This window comes from Exiguobacterium sp. J17977 (assembly GCF_018616375.1).
Taxonomy (GTDB): domain Bacteria; phylum Bacillota; class Bacilli; order Exiguobacteriales; family Exiguobacteriaceae; genus Exiguobacterium; species Exiguobacterium mexicanum.
On record NZ_JAEQBB010000005.1, the window covers coordinates 181,876 to 201,049 of the forward strand.

The following is a 19,174-nucleotide window of genomic DNA, read 5'->3' on the forward strand; positions in this document are numbered from 1 at the left end:
CGACGAACTGCTTCGTTTCGTGTATAATGAAGCGTAATCCAAATTGCTAATGAAAATTTCTCGAATAGAAGTTTCTTACACGAAAATGAGGTAAACCTATGAATCAACCAAGCTTTTCAGACTATCGCCTAAGCGAAGATATCCAACGTGCGCTCGGCATCATGAAATACGAATCACCGACCGAAGTCCAACAGAAAGTCATCCCGCTCGCACTCGAGCGCCAAGACTTGGTCGTCAAAGCCCAAACCGGCAGCGGGAAGACCGCAGCGTTCGGCATCCCGGTCACAGAACTCATCGAATGGGAAGAGAACAAGCCGCAAGTCTTGATTCTCACACCGACGCGCGAACTCGCCGTCCAAGTCCGTGAGGATATGACGAACATCGGTCGTTTCAAACGCATCAAGGCGACTGCCGTTTACGGGAAAGAACCGTTCTCGAAGCAACGTGAAGAATTGAAGCAGAAGACGCACGTCGTCGTCGGGACACCGGGACGCGTCATGGACCACATCGAACGGGAGACGCTCGTTTTAGATAAAATTGATTACTTGATTATCGATGAGGCCGACGAAATGTTGAACCGCGGCTTCCTCGCTGACGTCGAGGCGATCCTTCAAGAATTGCCGCGCGATCGCGTGACGATGGTATTCTCGGCGACGTTCCCGAACGATATCGAACGTTTATGCCAAAAGCATATGAACGAACCAATCCGTGTCGCCATCGAATCGAGCGGTGTCACCGCATCGACGATTGAACATGGTTTGATTGAAGTCCGCCGTGAAGACAAGCTCGCCGTGCTGAAAGATGTGACGGTCGTCGAGAACCCGGACAGCTGCCTCATCTTCTGCCGGACGAAAGAACATGTCGACACGGTGTATACCGAGCTCGACCAAGCCGGTTACTCGTGCGAACGACTCCACGGTGGCCTAGAGCAAGAAGACCGCTTCGCCGTCATGGAAGGCTTTAAGATGGGTAACTTCCGATATCTCGTCGCGACCGACGTCGCAGCACGTGGAATCGACGTCGATAACGTCAACCTCGTCATCAACTATGACGTGCCGATGGAAAAAGAGAGCTACGTGCACCGGACCGGACGCACAGGCCGTGCCGGCAACGCCGGAAAAGCGATCACGCTCGCGACGCCTCACGAGGGCAAGTTCGTTCGCGCCATCGAAGCGTTCATCAAGTTCGATATCCCGGAGGTGGATGCACCGACTGAAAGAGAAGTCGCGCGCAACCAAGCCGCATTCGAAGAGAAGTTGAGCGGTCGACGTGTCGTTCGCAACAACAAGACGGCCCGGATCAACCAAGACATCATGAAGCTTCACTTCAGCGGCGGGAAGAAGAAAAAACTCCGCGCCATCGACTTCGTCGGTACAATCGCCAAAATTCCTGGCGTGTCGGCTGACGATATCGGCATCATCACGATCAACGACCAGATGACGTACGTCGACATTTTGAACGGCAAAGGCTCACTCGTCCTTCAGGCGATGGAATCGACACCGATCAAAGGGAAGAAGTTGAAAGTGAGCAAGGCAAAAAAATAATCATCACTCCAACCTCAATACCTCTCCACGCGGAGCAGGGTTGAGGTTTTTTATTGAATCCACCCATATCGAAAGCGCTTTCGATAAACTTTAAAAAAATAAGACTCATCGAGAGAACGCTTTCAAGAGCATCATACCGATAACCGTTCCGAAATTCAACCATCCTCACGTGATTGACAAAAAAAGGCTCAGACGATTGTCTGAACCTCAGTCTTCTCGATGAAGAAAATCAAGCTTGTCCTCTCGAATCGAACGATGTATCGACAGGAGGACAGCAAGGATAGTCATCCGCTCAACGATTTCTAACGGATGAACCCGCTCAGCGTCAGTCCAGCAGTTCTTCCGAAATGAGTTTGAACCCTTCGATTTCCGTATCCTCTTCTAGTTCAATCAACAAACAACGTTTCCCTTTCACGTTCACTTGTCTCACGTACTTCAAGTCTTGCGGGCTGATCGAGATATTGGCGACTTTCGTATTGATTTTAATCGACTTCGACGTGTATTTCGGGACGACGCTGCTCGCCTTCATCTCATATTGGCGGTCGTCGACAACTTGTTGGAACGCCGCTTCGACTTTCTCCGTCGTCACGTCCTCGACCCCACTCGCTTTCAACACGATTTCGACGGTTCGTGCATCAATCATCGGGACGGTCTCTTCCTCGTCCTCACGCTCCGCCTCGGCGAGAATCATTTGGTTAATTTCATCGTAAACGGTAGCGAGCGTCCCCACGTTCACTTCTTCGCCGATGACAGTTTTGACGACTTCCTCGAACATCGCCTTCTCCTCGACCGCCGTCACAATCTCGGTCCCGTTCAAGACGTTCTCGATGAAGCCGAAGTCTGGTTGGTGTGCTTTCTGGGCTGCATATAAGATGTGGTTGACGTCGGCCGCGTTGTCCGTGAAGCACGGGAACATAAACCCACCGATTGGGGCATCGAGCTTGATGACGGGATTGATGAAGATGTTCGACTTGAACTCCCGCTCGATATAGTCGAACACGAGCGATTGTTTCGGGAGCTCGGTCTGATTGATGCTGCATAGGATGAATCGTGACGTCCACACCTCGTCGCGCATATCGATTTCTGTCTCTTCAGAATGACGACGCGTCGGCTTATTGTATTTGAAGCGGATGAACGTGACGACCATATCTTTCTCGAACGGCGCCTCCTGTACCATCTTCAGCGCGACCCGCTGCATCATGCCAGCCCATTCTTCGATGTCGTCGGTCCGCAGTGCTTCATACAACAACGTCTGCGTATGATCGGTCTGTCCCGCTTCAGGATGTTGGAACTTCACTTCGAACAGTTTCTCATCGATTTTGCCACCGAGCACTTTCTTGAAGTTGGCGAGGAACAACTCTTGGTGCTCCTGCTCGACGAACGGGAACGAGCGTAACTCCTCGTAAAAAATCTCGTTACTGTCTTGGCGAATATAAATATTATAAATATCAGCGATTTTGACCGCTTCCGCATTCAACTTGAAATGCTTGCGAATCGCCGCGATGTCTTTTTGATTCATTGATTCCCACTCCTTCGTCCTTTGCTACAAACCGCCTTCATTATACCAATAGTTGGTGCCTGCGCGTATGCCGGTAGTGCTAAAGCCGGGACGTCTGATGTCATGTATCATGTCCCTGACCTCAACTTTTATAATCTTTGGATTCATTTTTTGTAAATTTGCGTATTTCTCACTTCCTTGCCATGTATAGTCGATGTGCATCGTGCGTTTACGATGCGCGTCGTTCAGTCGTCATACATAATAGGAGGCACAAACATGCTTAAAAAATGCATCAGTTCTTTATTCACGATCATCTTGGTCGCCACGTCGCTCCACTTCACGACGCCGACCGCCTCGGCACTCCCGCCCAATATTCCATCGAAATCGAGTGCGCTCACGAAGTTGAACGCGTTGACCGTTAAAACTGAAGGAACGATGACCGGCTATAGCCGTGACCTGTTCCCGCACTGGAGCGGACAAGGGAACGGCTGCGACACGCGGCAAGTCGTCTTAAAACGTGACGCCGATTCGTACGTCGGTGACTGCCCGGTCACATCGGGCTCGTGGTACAGTTACTATGACGGCATCACGTTCACGTCACCGTCTGATCTCGATATCGACCACGTCGTACCGTTGGCCGAAGCGTGGCGTTCAGGTGCCAACAGCTGGACGACGACGAAACGTCAAAGCTTCGCCAACGATTTGACCGGACCACAGCTGATTGCCGTCTCGGCCAGCTCGAACCGTTCAAAAGGGGACCAAGACCCGTCAACATGGCAACCGACACGCACCGGTGCACGTTGCGCTTATGCGAAGATGTGGGTCGAGACGAAGAGCCGCTGGGGTCTCAGCCTCCAATCTACAGAAAAGACGGCCCTTCAAACGGCCATCAATGCTTGCGTCTATTGATTCAGAAAGGAGTCTACGATGAACCAGCAATCTTCAGTATTTAAAGCTACTCACGGCGTCATGACCGAGGAAGTCGGCGTCATCAGTGGAGATCTTGAATTACGGACGACGTGCCAGGAAGACGGCACGCTCGAGCTCGCCATCACGTACGTCGGTGCGGCCGAGTGGTACACATTGCCCGGGAAAGACTACAAACTGCATGATGTGCGCGACCATGAGGTCGTGCATCGCTTGCTCGTGAACGTCCTCGAGCGGGCATAACAAATGAGCCGACACGGCATCGTGTCGGCTCATTGTTTGTACTTCTCTAATAATGTCTTCGGGATATGGCAGTAATCGTCCGGACATCGCTCAAGCCGGTCTTGATGCTCGTCCGCGCTTCGGACGTAGTTCGTGAGCGGCAATACCTCGACCGCGATTCGGTCCGCATCGCTTCGGTTGTCGATCAATGTGCGTGCGACTTTCAAATGGCGTGGGTCTGCACTATAGACGCCAGTCCGATACTTTTCGCCGACATCCTCGCCTTGGCGATTGATGCTGTACGGGTCAATGATTTCAAATAAGTAATCCATTAAATCCTCCATCGTGACGATGCTCGGATCGAACGTCGTTTTGACGCATTCGGCGTAACCGTCATATGCTCCATCGAGCGTATCGGTCGTCCCGTTCGCCCGTCCGGCCTCCGTTTCGATGACACCGGGTAACGTCTTCATGAACGCTTGGACGCCCCAGAGGCATCCTCCCGCTATATATACCGTTTGCATCCAATCATCCCCCTTAAAATTTTAGTCAATAATTCCCACGATTCGGTAGAAATGCGCTACGATAAACTCAAATCTTTTATCCGTGAACAGATACGGGGGAATTTATTTTGAAAAAACTCATGTGGACCACCTTTTGGACCATCACCATCGTCGCAAGCTTGTATGCTGTCACGACGGGAGAATCGTTCGTCTCGATGAGCCAGTCTGTTTCGGTCGATTATCAAGAGATGGAGCGCTACTTGACGACCGAAGTGATGAACCCGAACTTCGGCGGTGACGTGTGGACGTCATATAAAATTCTCGACACGAATACGACGAAAAATGAGGTGTACGTCTGGGCGCTCATCCAAGAGTACGTGCAAGAAGGTGATCGCTTCGAGCAAGGTTCGGGCATGTCCGTCCCCCTTGTATTATACCTTGACGACGATGACGAATCATTTACGATTCAAGGTCATCGGACACCGCGGGACGGCTCGTATTATCCGACCGATTTATGGACCATGTTCCCGGTCCATGTTCAACTCGCGATTTCTTCGCATCCGGACGGGATTGTCACGAAATTACATACGCAAATGGAACAAAAGCTTTCGCAAAGCCAGTACGCGAAAGACGGAAAGGAAGATTGACTTGAAGATTACAAAACGCGCGATGCTCATCTCGACCGCGCTTCACCTCATGTATCTCATCGTCACGTTCGGAATCGGCTTCATCCGCACGCTCAACTATACACCCGACATCATCGCCGAGGCGGACAACGTCACGTCACTTCAAAGCGAAGTCGCCATCGGGACGACCGGGACTCCGTTCGTCTATGTCTTCACCTGGATTGGCCTCACCATCGTTCTCGCGATTGGAATGCTGACGGTTCAACGCATCCGTCAAACGTGTTAACCAAGAATACATGCGCTACACGGTCACAGATGCCACTTTAGGAGGGATATCGTTTGAATCTTATTCAGCAAATCAGACAAATCTACGTGCCGGTGCACGACTTGGATCGCGCGGTCCGTTTCTACCGGGACACACTTGAAATTCCACTCCTGTTCCAAGCCGGCAGCCTCGCCTTTCTAGAATGCAACGGCGTGCGGCTCATGTTGTCGCGTCCCGAGAATGAAGACTTTGCCAAAGCGAGCTCTGTGCTCTATCTCCAAGTGAACAATCTCACTGAGGCGTATGAACAGCTCTTGGCAAAAGGTGTGCAGTTTATCGACGAGCCGCACCTCGTCGCAAAAATGGAGCACCTCGAGACGTGGATGGCTTTCTTCAAGGATTCTGAGGGTAACACACATGCGTTGATGAACGAGATCCACACGTGATCTGCGACCACATAAAAAGGAAATCTACAATAACGTAGATTTCCTTTTCTCATAGATAGCCGAGCCGTTTCAAATCCTCATAGACGAGAGAAGATAGGAGCGTTCTCCCCTTCCCATTCAAATGGTCTGGATTATGAAAGTACTCACGCTGATGGATGAACCGTTCGTCATCCATATAGTTTAAGAACGGTATGTCCAATTCGAGCGAGGCCAGATGTTGATAGACGAGTCGGTCCATGACCGCTTGATCAAAATAGGCGTTGTAGGATGTGTGGACCGGCTCCATCGCCAACACGACGCGATACCCTTTCGCCTGACAATACTCGATGATGTCTTTCAATCGTTCCATATTCTGCTCGATGTCACGATTCTCCACAGCCTGTTTATACTGTGCTTCGACCGTCTCGTATTTTCGTTCCGAATAATTCTGGCCATTGTTCACCCACGGTTTATGAGACTCCCATCTGAAATCTCGAATCTCGCGCGACAGCGCCGTATACACGCTCCCACTGTTCAATGCGGGGATCGACGTGTACGTATAATAATCAAACGTACTGACCGGTTCGATGTCTTCCCGGTCCAACACCTGATAATAGTTTTCTTTCCGGCCAATCTCCGCATTGCTGAACGTGATTTGCGAGAGCGAGACGATGACGATCCCACCCGGACGCAGATATTGGTCGTACTGCTTCAACATCTTCAAGTCGTATTTAATCGTTTGGCTCGGCAACGCCAAATCGAGATGCGACAGACCGAGCGGTTTGAACGCATAGCCGAACATCGCGTGAGATGTCCCCAAGTTGATAATGTCCAGCTCGGACGGGTCATCTTGGAACGCCAACACACCGCGGTTGTTATTGTACGCCCACGACTGTTTGACAAAGTCGTTGAGCGGAATCAATAAGAGCGCAACGATGATCAACACCACTGAAATTTTCATCCATACACTTCTCATAGCCATTCCTTTCACTTAGAACCCACCATAAATGAACCCTTCACTCGACACGCCGAACACCAAGACCGACACAATCACGAACAGTTGAATCGCCACGTTCGTGAGAGCCGAACGCTCGGCCAACCAGTCCCAAGCCGAACCTTTTGTCCGTTCGATATATTGAAACACCTGAACGGCCGTAAAGAAGAAGAGGAACACGAGTAAATCGAGTAACGAAAATAATTCAAGTGCCTGCAGCATCTCGACCGGTGCCCATGACGACGGTGTCACATACAACCGGGCATGGTGAAACGCTTGGGCGACCGAATCAGAGACGAAAAAGACACGTGAGAAACAGACCAACTGGAACGTGACCGCAATCTTCAGCCATTTATGAAGCTCGGGCGTCCGGTCGAGTCTAACGAAGGAGGCCAGCTGTTCCCGCTGATGTTTCGTCGCATCCCCGAACACGCGGTACATGCCATGAATCAGACCCCATAAGACGAAACTCCAGGCGGCCCCGTGCCAGATACCGCTCACCAAGAACGTGATGACGATAGCGACATAGATTTGATGTCGTTTCTTTTTCCCTTTGCAGAGCGGGATAAAGATATAATCCCGGAGCCACGTCGACAGCGAGATGTGCCATCGGTTCCAAAAGTCGGCGATTGATACCGCGAAATGAGGCTGTCGGAAGTTCTCTGTCAACTTGATGCCAAATAGTCTCGCTGTCCCGATGGCGATATCGCTGCAGGCTGAAAAGTCGGCATACAATTGAAGCGAGAACAACATCGTCCCGAGCACAATCTCGGAGCCGGTCGGGTCTGGCTGACTGAACACGCTCGCGACCATAGGAGCCAACCGGTCGGCGATGAGCGTCTTCTTGAAGAATCCCCAAGCGATCCGCTTCATCCCATAGCTGACATGCTCATAGTTAAACCGTTGCTCCGCCTTGAATTGAGGAAGCAACTTCTTGGCCCGCTCGATCGGTCCCGCCACGAGTTGCGGGAAGAAAGCAAAATAAATCGAGAAATAGCCGTAATGGCGCTCGGCCTTCAGCTTCCCGCGATATAGATCGACAAGATAACTGATGGCCTGGAACGTATAAAACGAAATCGCCAGCGGCAAGACGATGTCTCGATACGGAATGTCATAGTTCCAACCCAGCGATGTCGCCATCGTGCGCAACGAGTCGTTCACGAAGTTAAAATATTTGAACCAGCCGAGGAACAATATCAGGGTCGAGACACCAATCATCATGAGGCGTTTCTTCTGTCGCTTCTCGTCTTGTCGTTCAATCAGGATTCCCGTGACGAACGTAAAGGCTGTACTCACGAGCAACAACGGGATGAACTGGACACTGAGCGTCGCATAAAACAAATAGCTGGCCGCCAATAACAGTACCCATCGGAAGCGATGCGGCACCACATAATATACCGCCACTAAAATGGCGAGAAACAGTAAAAACTCGATTGAAATAAACGTCATAGCTTCACCTGATTATTCTAAACTTATATTGCTTTCCACAAAGGCTGCACTCACTTGCTTGTTCAGGTGGTGACGAGCTCTCGTTTCGGTAATGCGGCATACAGAATCTTTCCGGATTCGTTCCGGGGAATGGCATCGATTCGTAGAATCGTGGCCCCTCTTGTATGCATCCTATCCTTGATGACTTGTTTGATGGCGGCACGGTCGTCGTGCAACGTGTACACGTATAGCTCGTCATCCTTCCCTGTACACACACACTCATGTCCGTGTGCTCGTAACAGGTCCTCCACTTCATCGAGACTGATTCGGTTCCCATGCACCTTAATCATCCGTTTGATGCGACCGACGATGAAGAAATAACCGTCTTCATCCACATACGCCAAATCGCCCGTCTGCAGGACGCCCTCGTTCTCATCTCCGGTCGCAAGGTCTGATAACGTTTCGGCATAACCGAGCGATACGTTTGCTCCCTGATACACCAACTCCCCGACGACGTTCGGCGCAGTGATCAGTTCGCCCGTTTCATTGCGAAGCGTCAATTCACCGCAGGGAATGGCGATGCCGATGCTGCCGGCTTTCTTGCGATTCTGGTCAGGCGGCAAATACGACATGCGCGCCGTCGCCTCCGTTTGACCATACATCATGAAAAACTGAATGCCTTTTCGCTCGCAAATTTCGGTAAACGCACTCGCTAAATTCGGATTTAATTTTCCTCCGGCTTGCGTCAGTTTCGTCAAACTCGGCAACTCCATCGTCTCGAACTTGAGCCGTTGTAGCATCTCATAGATGAACGGGACGCCGCCGAACGTCGTCACATGCTGGTCGCGACATAACTGCCAAAATTCCTTCTGCATGACGGACGCCTCCGTCACCACGATGGTCGCGCCGGACACGAGGTGGCTGTTGATGATGGAAAGACCGTACGAATAGTTCATCGGCAACGTCGTAATCGGACGGTCGTCTTCATTGATATTTAAGTACGACACGATGGATGCCGCGTTGTGGAACAAGTTGTCGTAGCTGAGCCGGACCAGCTTCGGACTGCCCGTACTACCGGACGTCGTCAACAAGAGCGCGAGCTCATCATGCAGTTCATGCTCCATCACACGAGGACATTCAAACAACGCATAGTTTCCATATTCATAAGTCGTGTCCATCTCCTGCGCCAATTGCTCATGCTCCCGATTCGCCCAAATGTGCGTCGGCCGGTAGCGGTCAATTAAGTTCTGCAGCTGTTCCGAATGAATCGCTGCATCCAACAGGAGCGGCACGATACGTCCGCGAAGAAACCCGACGTAGCCGAAGATTGATTCTTTGTTGTTGGCACATAAACAAAAGACAAGCGTTCGATCGCCGACCTCACCCGCAATCGCGTCGGCCGCCTCGATCATCTCTTCGTAGGAATACGCGCAATCCGCGTAGATGGCGGCGCGCTCTCCATACTGCTCGACCGTGTCGAAGCGCTTCATTGTCCGAAATCCACACCCAAGCGCTTCAATAAGTCGATGCCAGACTGATACGTGTTGAAATCTGTGATCACATCCGCATCGAGATCGACGTCAAAGGCGTCCTCGAGTTCCGCGATCAATGTCATGTGGCCGATTGAATCCCACTCTTTCGTAACACCGAGCTTCAAGTCTTCGAATGACGTATCTGGCTCGACGTCAAGGCCGTTGATAAAAGCTGTTTGATATAATTCAATGTTGTTCATTGGATGAATTCTCCCCATTTTTGTTAATTGATAATGATAATCATTTGCTATGTGATTCTATCATATTGCCTTTTGGACGGCAATAAGACTTCTGATGATTCATGGAGGTCATCAAAAAACGGACACCTTCGTTCGGTCTCCGCGCTTTGGATATATTAGACTCGCTCGACCAATCGTCGAATGGCTTCCACAACCACTTCAGGCTCATCTCGATGGATGTAATGGGCACTGGCTTCGGCCAATATGAATTTGGAATCCGAAGAGATGTGGGTGATCTCTTTTTGCATATCGTTCCATAACCGTTGGGACTCCGGGGAATAATGATCTTTCTTGCCCGCCGCGATCACGATGACGGGTAAGCGCAGCGCCACGTTCGTCTCCTGCAGTTGCTGTAAACTCTCCACGAATTCCCCATAGTTCCCTTCTCGTACGAATTGTTGCTGATACGCCTGCTGAAAATCGGGTGACATCGTCGGAAGAAGCCGCTCGCGATAGTCTTTCGGCGTGACGTCGACGAGAACGAGTCCGCTGACGTCTGCTTCATATTCAGCAGTAAACAGTTGCAGGTTCACCCCACCAATTGATTCCAAGACGTTGAATCATCTCCGTATCCAGAGTCCAGGATGACAGTCACGTTTGCGGATTCATGTTACATCGATTTGGCGTATAACTTAATTCTATTTTTAATTATTTAATTTCTTACCACATTTCTATCTCACAATCTGGATATTGTGTTTTTTTAGTGTAAATCACACTTATATTATTTTAATAAATAAGTATTATTTTAATAAATAAGCGATGTATAAGCATACACACTTTTTCGTATGGTAAAATAATGCCATGGAAATTTAAGGGGTGGTATTTTTGGGTATCGAAGTTGAGTTTATTCCTGTTGGAGAAAATACTAAAAATGGGGATGCAATTGTAGTAAGGTACGGTGAAGAAGGAAGCTATAAAATTATGGTCGTTGATGGTGGTACAAAAGATTCTGGGAGGAGAGTTGTAGAACACATAAAAACGTACTATGAAACTAGTTATGTAGACTATGTAGTTAACACTCATCCAGACAGCGATCATGCTTCAGGCTTAATTACAGTACTTGAAGAGTTAGAAGTAGGAGAACTATGGATGCATCTTCCATGGGAACACTCATCTAAAATAAGAGAACTTTTTAAAGACGGTAGGATTACTGACAACAGTTTATCTGAAAGAATAAAGGCTTCATTGAATAAAGCACACCAATTGTACGAAGTTGCTTGTGAAAAAAATATTCCTGTCTACGAACCTTTTGAGGGAACTCATATTGGAGAATTTACAGTACTTTCTCCTTTAGAAGACTGGTACATTAACTATTTATTACCTGATTTCCCAAATTTACCAGAACGAAGTGAAAAAAATATTGTTACCAAGACAATTTCCGAGGCTTACGCCAAAATTTTGGAATGGATTGATGAAGCATGGGATAAAGAAACTCTAAGCGAAAATTATGATTCTACAGGCGCAAGAAATGAAAGCAGTGTTATTTTATATGCTAACATAGATGACTACCAAGTTTTACTTACTGGTGATGCTGGAAAGCAAGCACTTCACAACAGTGCTGATTATGCTGAATTATTAGGCATCGATTTAAAAAAGTGTTCTTTTGTACAAATGCCTCATCATGGGAGTAGAAGAAATGTTTCACCTAGTGTTCTAGATAGAATTATTGGTGAAAAAATATCAGAAGATACTCAACCGACCACTACAACTTTTGTCTCGGTATCAACTCAGACCGATAATCATCCAAAAAAGGTTGTTGTAAATGCATTTATTAGAAGAGGTGCAAAAGTGTGCGAAACTAGAGGAAAAACAATTAGGCATCATAAAAATATGCCGGAAAGAACTGGATGGACTACTGTAACTCCCCTTTCATTCAATCCAAATGTTGAAAAATAAAAATTTAATAAGGAGATTAAATGAACCTAGATGTTGTTCTAAACACTTATGAAAGAAAAGCAAGATATTTGCCATCCTTATTAACAGTCTCACCAATTATTATTTGGTTATATCTTTGTTTTCCTGATATACGCTCACTTGAAGGTACATTTATTAGTTTAATCGTTGGCTTAGGTATCTCACTCCCATTATCTACACTCGCAAGAACGTTAGGAAAAAAAGAACAAGATAAATTACTAGCCAGTTGGGGAGCTCTTCCCGCTACTTTAATACTAAGAAATAACGATGGATCTTTAAATCAAGAAACGAAAAATCGTTATCATCAAAAATTAAGATCTTTAACAAACTTGGATATTCCAACTATTGAAAAAGAATTAGAAAATCCGTTGGACGCAAATATAAAGTTTGATTCGTGCATTGATTATCTAAGGCAAAAAACTAGAGACAAAGTTAAATATTCTTTAATTTTTAATGAGAATGTTTCTTATGGCCAAGCTAGAAACTTACTTGGATTAAAACCATTAGGGATGCTTACGTGTATATTTTTAATAGCAATTCAATCATTTTATATTTATAACAATTATGGACTTGGTTTGAACATTTCTGCTGTTCCAATATTAGAAATAATTTCGATAGTTGTAACTTTATTGTTCTTATCGTTTTGGATTTTCTTCGTTAGTTCTAATCAAGTGTATGCAGCAGGAGTGAATTACGGAAAAGCACTTTTAGAGTGTTGCGAGCATTTTGAATAAGTTGAATCCGATACAATTACATAGTAAAAACGGGTTCTGATATTTCATATAACTCCTTTTACTATGTAATGATTCATAACTAGAATAATCATTGCCTCAACTATTTTAGCTACTACTTAAGTAAGCGTTAGCTCAATTCTCTTCTTATCACTAATTATGTTATTGTTTCCCCATATATAGTCTAAAGGAAGTTTGAAATACAATTTTATTAAGTTACTATATTTATTTATAAATTTATAAATAAATAAACTTATTTTATCCATTTTTTGTATTATTTAAGTTTTATTTAGACGTTTTTATCGATAGAAATAATCAAAAAAAAAAAAGCCAATCAATGACGATTGGCTTATGATTAATATTATAAATTAATTTAGTGGCCTACTGTGGAATCGAACCCCAATCTCCCCCTTCATAAAAACACGATAACTCATGTTCTTATGGAGGGGAGCGCTTTACCGTTAAGCTAGTAGACCATTTACATATCTGAATGAATTAACTTTAATATTAATTCAGCGTCTTGTCCAGTGATTCCATAACGGGTTTGAATTTCACCTTTAATAGCATTGTCAAATCGCTTTTCATTTTTAATACTTTTTTTAAATTTTTTAATGTCAATGTCAGCAGCAAGAGCTTCATTTGATGGTTTTGCTATCTCACAAAGAGAAAAGGCGATATTTTTTATAACTCGAGAAAATAGTAGAAAATCATCAAAATTTATTTCATCAAATCTATTCGGAGCCTCTACATCATACATGCTAAAAATTTGCGCTTGATAATCAAGCAGTTTATCGTATTTTTTAACTAATTTCTCTTCAGTTGATGCAGAACGATGAACTATAGCTACTCGAACAAGTCGATAATATTCAAATATCATAATCTCTAACTCTCCAACCTTCTTTACCGTCTCACGATAAGACAAGTTAGTATTTTTTAGTGTCCATTCCAGTTTAGGTTCGTCTTTTTCTCTTTGTTTTCGTACGATATTATGCCATTTTTGACTTTCAGATTTAAATTCTTCTAAAAATAATTCAGCAGATTGATAAGTAGTTACAATGTAATTTTTCGCCATTAAATTAAATAGATCTTTAGGGATAGTAGAAAAATTAACTCTAATATCATATTTATTAGATAAACCTATAAAATACGAGTCTATATCTCCACTTTCACTTGCAAGTCGACTAACTTCTCTGACTGCTAATTCATTTAATTCATTTATTGCATCGAACTGACCTAAATACTTTTTTAATTTTTTGTAGCATCTATATTTAAATATAATAATCCCCCCTAATCGTGATGTATAGTACCAAATTCAGCTTTAACTATTATGTAAAAACATTACTTCAATAATAACTCCTTTTTATATTTTTTGCTCTCTTGGTATTTTTTAATGCAGAAAGAAATCGAAAATATACTTAATGAAAACAACACTAAAGGAGTAACAGAACTGATTAAACTAAGCCTCATAAAATGAACAGTTTAATTAAGAGTCCGTATGTTGAACTGAACCAAAAGAGTTAGATACTAAATAATTTTGTTAGGCGACCTTTAGAACCTGAGTCCGGTATTTAAACGGACTCAGGTCTTTTAGTCGTTTCTTGATGCGAAGATGATTGTAGTACTTGATGTAGCACTCGAGCTTCTTTTTGAAATGATTCATATCGAGCACGTGGTAGTACCCCGATACAGGATAGGTGGCCCTTAGCTCGTCGATCACTTGGGCCTTGATCCGGTTCGTCGCGCTTCCTTTTCTTGAACCAAGGCTTTCAATTTTTTTAACGCCGCGTTCTCCATCTCGAGGAATTCGACCCGTTTCTTGAGCTTCTCGACCTCCGTCATCTCTTTGGGCTCCTGCTTCTTCCTTCTCGGCATCGGGGCACGTCCTTTCGTCTTGGCGATCAGACCCTCAAGTCCCTCCCGTTCGTATATCGATCGCTAGGTGGAGATCAGCCCGAGAGAGGAGAGTCGGTACTTCAGGGCGGCGTCCATCAAGGACAGCCCATTGTCCGCCATATCGTTCAGTACCCTTAGTTTAAACGCCTACGAGTAGGGTGTATAGGACGGATCGAAGATTGTCTCGCCCCACCGCTCGTAGAGAAGCACCCATTCACGTACTTTATGACGACTCACCCCGAACGTGTTTCCTAACGCTCTGTAGCCATCTTTATCAGTCAAGTAGCGTTCGGCGACCTGTATTTTCAACGCTTTTGTAAATTTGGTCATAAAAACACCCCATAAAAGTTGGATTTTTATGTCCAACTTTTATGGGGCAGTTCAGAACGACGCTGTTTTATATTAACCTCACTTACTTGTGGTAAGGCTCTCCGTAGTTAGTTTAAATGAGGTTTATTTATTATTGAAATACCTTAATGAATTCCTCAAACGAGCTTATAGATTTTTTAGCATCTGATTCAATGTTATTTAATGATTTTAGATTCCCATGGATTATATCATTTCTATTTTTTCTTATATCATTTACTAACTTATTTATCTTGGTTTTACTAATACTAATTCTATCACTGTTAAATTCAAAACATTTCTTTATAATTTGAAAGGTATTAGGTGAATATGAACCAATTACTCCCTGTTCTACAGCTTTGTTAAAATCTTCTTCATTTAAAAATTCATTTAAAAAATATGTTTCATAGGATATTTTGCCTTCGAAGTAATCTTCGACTTCTTTGTCTGTCATTTTACTTTTAAGTATCTCACTTGCTTTTATATTTAAGTAATTTTCGAATGCTGAATTTATTGATATTACTGCTTCCTTATGTTTCTCTATAAACATATTATTTTTTGAATCTAGATATAACATTTTCCATAATGGAGGTTCCTCTGCTTTTATCATGTTATTCTCTAATTCAAGAAATTTCTCCTGATCAATATAACTGTAGCTACTAGATTGTTTAATAGAATGCGCGTAATAAAAAGGAATTGATATAATATCATCATATTTTTCCGAAATTACTTTTACATTTGATGCATGAATATGCAATAGGTTTAGATTATCAATCCAATAATATTCTGTAGTTGTTTTATAATAATCTAAAAAATAATTAAACGACTCAGAACATAATGTCAATAATTCCTTCATGTAATGAGTTGCATTAAAGAACTTATTAAAACTTAATATTAAATCACTACATGAATATACTCCGTATTTGTCTCTTTCGAGTTCTAATACTCCGTCATGTGCTTCAAGTGGTGCGTGTACTTTATTACTAAGTGGCTTAAATTTTAAACTGAATTTTATGTCATTATATTCATATGTAATTTCTTGATTTTCTTGTATATCTATTTTATATGGCAATCTGAAATTAACTATTGTTTTAACTGTATTATTTAAAAATGAAGTAGCTAGATCGAGTATTTTATCATAATCATCTCTTAGATTTACCTCCAATTGGAGTCTATTAGTTGTACCAAATTCAATTAGTGATTTTATTAATGGCTCAATTTTTTCATGATTATCCTGATAGATACTTAAAAACACCTCGCATTGAAATTTTCTAACAGTAGCATGCCTAACCGTACTAATAGTTTCATTTTTATAAACACTACTGAGCTGAAGTTGCTTTATATGATTTAGACAAGTTCCATAATTTTTTCTTAAGTACTCTACTTCAGATAAAAATTTATTAGAATCTATAAGAACTCCCTTAAACTTGTCTCTTAATGAAGAGTTTCCATTTTTTATTAGTCTATTTAATTTAGTAGCTACTTCTATAACTTCTGGATTATAAAAATCATTGAAATTCGAATATAATATTTCTGTTAACTTGGCTATCTCTTCCTCTTTATTCATTGAAGCACCTCTCTTGATATAGTTTTTGCAAGAATTATATTTTACTTATCTATATAACTAGTAAATTAAAAGATGGTTAACTCGTTTCATTAGAGCCGGTCGATACAAAATTTATTTTCTGCATCATTATAGTTATTTATTCCTTATATTACAACGAGCACATGTTGTATAAACCTTGTTCCACTATACAATTTTAGCAAATTTTTAATTTATTTAACTTTTAAATAGCTTAATCAATATATATACATAATACAAAATTATTTCATTCATCTGATTAATGTAGATGAATGAAATAGAAAATAAATGAACAAGACTTTAAATGTTTTCTATATATAAACTTTTGAAATTCTACATACTTGTTTGACTATAAAAACTATAAAATTACCTACCTTCTTTCTATGTATGCATTTTTATCAGATAAGAAAAAAGCTTGGATTACACTTTAGCAATCCAAGTTTAAAAACCTCATTTATTTATGATACGGTTCATTCCGATTAATCCGATACGCCCGATAAATCTGCTCACACAAGACGAGCTTCATCAATTGATGCGGGAACGTCATCTTCGAGAAGGAGATTGTATCATCCGAGCGTTTCATGACATCGTCCGACAAACCGAGCGAGCCACCGATGACGAACGCGATTTTGCTCTTGCCGTACGTCGCGAGTTGATCGAGCTCACGGGCGAACTCTTCGCTCGTTCGTTGTTTGGCGTCGATGGCCAAGGCAATCACATGCGTGTCCGGACTGATTTTCGCCAAAATTCGCTCGCCTTCTTTTTGCTTTACTAGAATCATGTCCGCTTCGCTCAAATGCTCGGGCGCTTTCTCGTCCGCGACCTCGATTTCCTGCACTTTCGCATAAGCCGAGAGCCGTTTCGTATACTCGGCAATCCCTAGTTTCAAATACTTCTCTTTTAGTTTGCCGACCGTGATAATTGAAATATTCATCCAATTCTTCCTTTTTCCACAGTTTTTTTGGAGTTATCCATAGGGTTATCCACAGAGTTATCCACAAATCCACATGTTGATAATCATTTTTTGCTTGACACAACATATGTTGCGTCGGCATCACAGAACTCACATGTCACTTGTCCACTTGTGGATAGTTCCTCGAGCAACGGGTATTCCCCCGTCTCATCGACAATGATATCTAAAGCGATTTCAACATGTTCCTTGCATACTTTTTTTTCCACAATGTTTCCTCCTTAAAAAAGAAGCGTCGCCGCTCCTTCAGGTTGCTTCAGTTAATGTAGCCTCGGTCTTGCCTGCCTTGCCGCGTCGCGTATATTCAATCGTGACGTTATCCCCAACCGTGGCGTCTCGGTACAGCGCGTCCCGCAAATCGACGTAACGTTTGATGTCGCGGTCGCCGATTTTGACGATGACGTCACCGACACGAAGACCGGCCTCTTCGGCTGGACTGCCGGGCGTGATCGCCTCGACGAACACCCCGTCCTCGTTATCAAAACTGATCCCGTACTCTTCCCGGACGTTACCCGGTACGGCGATGACTTCTTGAATCGTGACGCCGAGCTGGGCCCGTGTCACTTTGCCATCCCGCTCGAGCATATCGATGACCGGCAACGCGACGTTGACAGGAATCGAGAAGCCGACCCCTTCGACGCTCGCTTCGGCGATTTTCATCGAGTTGATGCCGACGAGCTCGCCGCGGATGTTGATGAGTGCCCCGCCGGAGTTACCCGGGTTGATGGCCGCATCGGTCTGGATGACCTCGGCGTTATAATCCATCAGGCCGTCACTGTTCGTATCGACCGGTACGGTGCGTTCGACACCACTGACGATACCACGGGTGACCGAGTTTGAAAAGACGCCGAGCGGATTCCCGATTGCCATGACGGTCTCGCCTGCCTGGAGCACGGTCGAGTCCCCGAGCGCAATCGGTGCGACGTCGATATTGGCCGGCAGTTCGACGGAGGCGACGGCCAAATCGTTGAGCGGGTCTTCGCCAAGAATCGTCGCCGACGCGACTTGTCCGTCAGCGAACGCGACGTTGATTTCATCTGCCTCCTCGATGACGTGGAAATTCGTGACGATATACGCCGTGTCACCGTCTACCTTATAGATGACACCAGAGCCCGCTCCGGCCTCCCACTGCGAGTCCGAGGTGAACGCCCGCTGGATGTTCGTGATGCTGACGACGGACGTCTTCGCGCCCGTTACAGCGCTCGTGATGTCAGATTCCGTGACGGTGACGGCTTGTTCCGTCCGAATGAGTTCATTCGTCACAAAACGAGAGGTTGGGGAATCCCAGAGCATCATCGCCAAAAAGAACAAAGCCGCTCCTAAGAATCCGCCAACCCCTCCGAGTAATAACGGTTTTAAATTCACTCGCGGCTTATGGCGCACATGTTCTTCTTGCTTCGGGCGCCACTCGCTACGAGATGGGTACGTCGGTTTTACATCGTTCATCGTATCTGCTTCGTGCTCTAAAGGTTCGACGTCTTGAGGTTCATACTCATGGTGTCTCTCTTCATTCACGACGCGTCCCCCCTTCAAGAC

At 44.7% G+C, this 19,174-nt stretch carries 22 protein-coding genes and 1 tRNA gene; 8 read left to right on the forward strand and 15 right to left on the reverse strand.

The genetic code is table 11. The features are described 5' to 3' along the window. Positions 1–98 precede the first annotated feature (98 nt). A complete protein-coding gene (locus tag KNO58_RS10725) occupies positions 99–1,544 on the forward strand; it encodes a DEAD/DEAH box helicase (RefSeq protein ID WP_214753801.1) in 1,446 nt (481 codons plus the stop codon). A gap of 325 nt (positions 1,545–1,869) precedes the next feature. On the opposite strand, the gene KNO58_RS10730 is transcribed toward KNO58_RS10725, so the two are convergent. Beyond that, entirely contained in the window at positions 1,870–3,063 is a 1,194-nt protein-coding gene (locus KNO58_RS10730) for a DUF4317 domain-containing protein (RefSeq protein WP_214753803.1), read from the reverse strand. Positions 3,064–3,318: 255 nt separating this feature from the next. Between KNO58_RS10730 and KNO58_RS10735 the strand changes: the two genes are divergently transcribed. Further along, positions 3,319–3,951, forward strand: a complete 633-nt coding sequence (locus KNO58_RS10735; protein ID WP_214753805.1) for an HNH endonuclease family protein — start codon at positions 3,319–3,321, stop codon at positions 3,949–3,951. 18 nt (positions 3,952–3,969) lie between these two features. Beyond that, entirely contained in the window at positions 3,970–4,212 is a 243-nt protein-coding gene (locus KNO58_RS10740; RefSeq protein WP_021067883.1) for a hypothetical protein, read from the forward strand. Positions 4,213–4,241: 29 nt separating this feature from the next. On the opposite strand, the gene KNO58_RS10745 is transcribed toward KNO58_RS10740, so the two are convergent. After that, positions 4,242–4,715, reverse strand: a complete 474-nt coding sequence (locus KNO58_RS10745; protein WP_214753807.1) for a peptide-methionine (S)-S-oxide reductase — start codon at positions 4,713–4,715, stop codon at positions 4,242–4,244. A 107-nt stretch (positions 4,716–4,822) separates the two neighbouring features. Here KNO58_RS10745 and KNO58_RS10750 point away from each other — a divergent pair, with 107 nt between their 5' ends. The 3 genes from KNO58_RS10750 to KNO58_RS10760 are packed head-to-tail and all read left to right on the forward strand — an operon-like array spanning position 4,823 to position 6,031. Further along, a complete protein-coding gene (locus KNO58_RS10750; protein WP_251026205.1) occupies positions 4,823–5,341 on the forward strand; it encodes a hypothetical protein in 519 nt (172 codons plus the stop codon). A 1-nt stretch (position 5,342) separates the two neighbouring features. Then, positions 5,343–5,606 carry a hypothetical protein gene (locus KNO58_RS10755; protein WP_214753809.1) on the forward strand — a complete coding sequence of 88 codons (264 nt, stop codon included), beginning with the start codon at positions 5,343–5,345 and terminating at the stop codon, positions 5,604–5,606. 53 nt (positions 5,607–5,659) lie between these two features. Beyond that, positions 5,660–6,031, forward strand: a complete 372-nt coding sequence (locus KNO58_RS10760; RefSeq protein WP_214753811.1) for a VOC family protein — start codon at positions 5,660–5,662, stop codon at positions 6,029–6,031. 49 nt (positions 6,032–6,080) lie between these two features. Here the strand turns inward: KNO58_RS10760 and KNO58_RS10765 are convergent, their stop codons facing one another. The 5 genes from KNO58_RS10765 to KNO58_RS10785 all read right to left on the reverse strand — a co-directional run bounded on the left by KNO58_RS10765 (position 6,081) and on the right by KNO58_RS10785 (position 10,754). Beyond that, positions 6,081–6,971, reverse strand: coding sequence for a hypothetical protein (locus KNO58_RS10765; protein ID WP_251026206.1), 891 nt, complete (start codon positions 6,969–6,971; stop codon positions 6,081–6,083). A gap of 30 nt (positions 6,972–7,001) precedes the next feature. After that, entirely contained in the window at positions 7,002–8,453 is a 1,452-nt protein-coding gene (locus KNO58_RS10770; protein ID WP_214753815.1) for an MBOAT family O-acyltransferase, read from the reverse strand. A 62-nt stretch (positions 8,454–8,515) separates the two neighbouring features. Continuing rightward, the gene (locus KNO58_RS10775; protein WP_214753817.1) at positions 8,516–9,922 is read right to left on the reverse strand and encodes an AMP-binding protein; all 1,407 of its coding nucleotides are present in this window, start codon (positions 9,920–9,922) and stop codon (positions 8,516–8,518) included. Beyond that, positions 9,919–10,164, reverse strand: coding sequence for an acyl carrier protein (locus tag KNO58_RS10780; RefSeq protein ID WP_214753819.1), 246 nt, complete (start codon positions 10,162–10,164; stop codon positions 9,919–9,921). The genes KNO58_RS10775 and KNO58_RS10780 overlap by 4 nt, the downstream gene beginning before the upstream one ends. Before the next feature lie 155 nt (positions 10,165–10,319). Further along, a complete protein-coding gene (locus KNO58_RS10785; RefSeq protein WP_376778147.1) occupies positions 10,320–10,754 on the reverse strand; it encodes an alpha/beta fold hydrolase in 435 nt (144 codons plus the stop codon). A gap of 274 nt (positions 10,755–11,028) precedes the next feature. On the opposite strand from KNO58_RS10785, the gene KNO58_RS10790 reads away from it, so the two are divergent. Both KNO58_RS10790 and KNO58_RS10795 read left to right on the forward strand, forming a co-directional pair. Continuing rightward, a complete protein-coding gene (locus tag KNO58_RS10790) occupies positions 11,029–12,099 on the forward strand; it encodes a ComEC/Rec2 family competence protein (protein ID WP_214753821.1) in 1,071 nt (356 codons plus the stop codon). A gap of 20 nt (positions 12,100–12,119) precedes the next feature. Beyond that, on the forward strand, positions 12,120–12,851 hold the full coding sequence (locus tag KNO58_RS10795; RefSeq protein WP_214753823.1) for a hypothetical protein: 732 nt from the start codon (positions 12,120–12,122) through the stop codon (positions 12,849–12,851). 374 nt (positions 12,852–13,225) lie between these two features. Here the strand turns inward: KNO58_RS10795 and KNO58_RS10800 are convergent. The 8 genes from KNO58_RS10800 to KNO58_RS10835 all read right to left on the reverse strand — a co-directional run bounded on the left by KNO58_RS10800 (position 13,226) and on the right by KNO58_RS10835 (position 19,153). After that, positions 13,226–13,324 (reverse strand) — tRNA-OTHER (locus tag KNO58_RS10800). A gap of 2 nt (positions 13,325–13,326) precedes the next feature. Further along, positions 13,327–13,920 carry a hypothetical protein gene (locus KNO58_RS10805; protein WP_214753826.1) on the reverse strand — a complete coding sequence of 198 codons (594 nt, stop codon included), beginning with the start codon at positions 13,918–13,920 and terminating at the stop codon, positions 13,327–13,329. Between the two features lie 465 nt (positions 13,921–14,385). Continuing rightward, positions 14,386–14,565, reverse strand: a complete 180-nt coding sequence (locus tag KNO58_RS15470; protein ID WP_483297508.1) for an IS3 family transposase — start codon at positions 14,563–14,565, stop codon at positions 14,386–14,388. A gap of 323 nt (positions 14,566–14,888) precedes the next feature. Continuing rightward, positions 14,889–15,071, reverse strand: a complete 183-nt coding sequence (locus KNO58_RS10815; RefSeq protein ID WP_214753829.1) for a transposase — start codon at positions 15,069–15,071, stop codon at positions 14,889–14,891. 130 nt (positions 15,072–15,201) lie between these two features. Then, the gene (locus KNO58_RS10820) at positions 15,202–16,653 is read right to left on the reverse strand and encodes a hypothetical protein (protein ID WP_214753831.1); all 1,452 of its coding nucleotides are present in this window, start codon (positions 16,651–16,653) and stop codon (positions 15,202–15,204) included. Between the two features lie 469 nt (positions 16,654–17,122). Then, the gene (rlmH, locus tag KNO58_RS10825; protein ID WP_029596433.1) at positions 17,123–17,602 is read right to left on the reverse strand and encodes a 23S rRNA (pseudouridine(1915)-N(3))-methyltransferase RlmH; all 480 of its coding nucleotides are present in this window, start codon (positions 17,600–17,602) and stop codon (positions 17,123–17,125) included. Between the two features lie 83 nt (positions 17,603–17,685). Next, positions 17,686–17,847, reverse strand: coding sequence for a CxxH/CxxC protein (locus KNO58_RS10830; protein WP_021067873.1), 162 nt, complete (start codon positions 17,845–17,847; stop codon positions 17,686–17,688). 37 nt (positions 17,848–17,884) lie between these two features. Beyond that, positions 17,885–19,153 carry a S1C family serine protease gene (locus KNO58_RS10835; RefSeq protein WP_214753833.1) on the reverse strand — a complete coding sequence of 423 codons (1,269 nt, stop codon included), beginning with the start codon at positions 19,151–19,153 and terminating at the stop codon, positions 17,885–17,887. Positions 19,154–19,174 lie beyond the last annotated feature (21 nt).